Here is a 1,481-nt window from a genome sequence, read left to right on the forward strand (position 1 = left end):
AACGCTGCGCGGCGGGCAACTGGAGCTGCCCTTGACCTTGTGGGAGGGAGCTTCAGCTCGCGATGCAGCGCGACGCGCTGCCGGTATCAGGCGCCTGGCGGCGCCATCGCCCGGCGGAGCCGGCCTCCCACGAAAACCTGCTCAGTGCTTAATGCTGCGCGGCGCCATCGCCCGGCAGAGCCGGCCTCCCACGAAAACCTGTTCAGTGCTTAACGCTGCGTTTCATGCAGCAGGCGCGCGACCCCCTGTTGCCAGCGGCGCCAGGGCGCGCTGAATCTCCCAGCCTACCTGGCCGTTCTTGCCGTTCTTGCCGTTCTTGCCGAGGAAGAGGATACGGGGCGTGCTCAGTGAGGGGTAAGGCGTAAAGCGTGAGCTGGTCATGGGTTAAGCGATGTCGACATGATGAAGTCAGTTGGTGGTCAAGGGCTGAAGTGTTCTCCGGGTAACCTGGTGGATTCGATAGCCGTTGCGACATCAAGAGGCATGAAGTGTACTTCTTCAATCTCCACCACTGTATCCAGCCAGTCATCGTCACCCACTGGCTCGAAGGGATCGGCAAGTTCGATGACACTACCCATCAGCCTTTCCAGCGGGGAGCGTTTATCCGCCTTGTAGCGGCGCACCTCAACCGTCGGCCGGCCTTTATCGGTCACGATCACAACCTCTCCGGTCGCTTCAACCTGCCGAAGCAGTTCAAGCGCCTTGGCCTTGAACCGAGATTTCGACACATACTCCGTATTCATTGCCCCTCCCGCGATCATCAGGCCTTTTCATAAACATTGAGGGCTGTGATGACTATGGCAACTGGTCATCGCTAGAGTCGTTGCTCAAGTCACCGTAATGGTGTTTCCCTTCGACTTGGCCCAGGCCTGGATCTCGCCCTCGAGGGCCTGCTTGGCGTCATGATCGCCGTGGACAAGGCGGATTTCCCGGGGCGGGTGGCGCATGCGCTTGATGAAATTGAGCAGGTTGCGCTGGTCGGCATGGGCGGAGTAGCCACCGATGGTGTCGATGGCAGCGCGGATGTCGTGGCGCTGGCCGCCGAGCTCTACCCAGCCGCCGCGGGGGCCGTAGTGCTGGATGTCGCGGCCCGGGGTTCCGGCGGCCTGGTAGCCGATGAAGACCACGGCGTGGCGTGCATCGCCCAGCATACGCTTGAGGTAGTTGACCACTCGGCCGCCGGCGCACATGCCACTGGCGGCGATGACCACGGCCGGGCGGCCGGTGCGGGCCAGGTAGTCGACGGTCTGTTCGTGCTCGTCATGGCTGTCGACGGTGTACAGGTTGTCGAAGCTCAGCGGGTGGCGACCGCCGGCCAGGCGGCGGTGGGCCTCGGCGTCCCAGCGCGGCTTGAGCTCGCGGTAGACTTCGGTGAAGCGCGAGGCCAGCGGCGAGTCGACGATGATTTCCAGTTCGCGCCAGCGGCTGTCTTTCGGCCCGTGTCTGCCGTGGCTGGCCCGATGGATCAGCCCTTCCAGTTC

The 1,481-nt window shown here is 63.3% G+C and carries 3 protein-coding genes; all 3 read right to left on the reverse strand.

Going from position 1 to position 1,481, the window contains the following annotated elements; translation table 11 throughout:
* Positions 1-222 precede the first annotated feature (222 nt).
* A complete protein-coding gene (locus tag ACESMD_RS11105) occupies positions 223-381 on the reverse strand; it encodes a hypothetical protein (protein WP_372613123.1) in 159 nt (52 codons plus the stop codon).
* A gap of 38 nt (positions 382-419) precedes the next feature.
* A complete protein-coding gene (locus tag ACESMD_RS11110; protein ID WP_372613125.1) occupies positions 420-743 on the reverse strand; it encodes a type II toxin-antitoxin system prevent-host-death family antitoxin in 324 nt (107 codons plus the stop codon).
* 84 nt (positions 744-827) lie between these two features.
* A partial coding sequence (locus ACESMD_RS11115) for an MBL fold metallo-hydrolase RNA specificity domain-containing protein (protein WP_372613127.1) occupies positions 828-1,481 on the reverse strand: 654 nt, incomplete at its 5' end.

The organism is Halomonas sp. (assembly GCF_041689495.1).
Lineage (GTDB): Bacteria > Pseudomonadota > Gammaproteobacteria > Pseudomonadales > Halomonadaceae > Halomonas.

Excerpts from the sequence above, each read along its gene's own strand:
- ACESMD_RS11105 (WP_372613123.1), bottom strand. The coding sequence starts at position 381 with ATGACCAGCTCACGCTTTACGCCTTACCCCTCACTGAGCACGCCCCGT.
- ACESMD_RS11110 (WP_372613125.1), bottom strand. The coding sequence starts at position 743 with ATGAATACGGAGTATGTGTCGAAATCTCGGTTCAAGGCCAAGGCGCTT.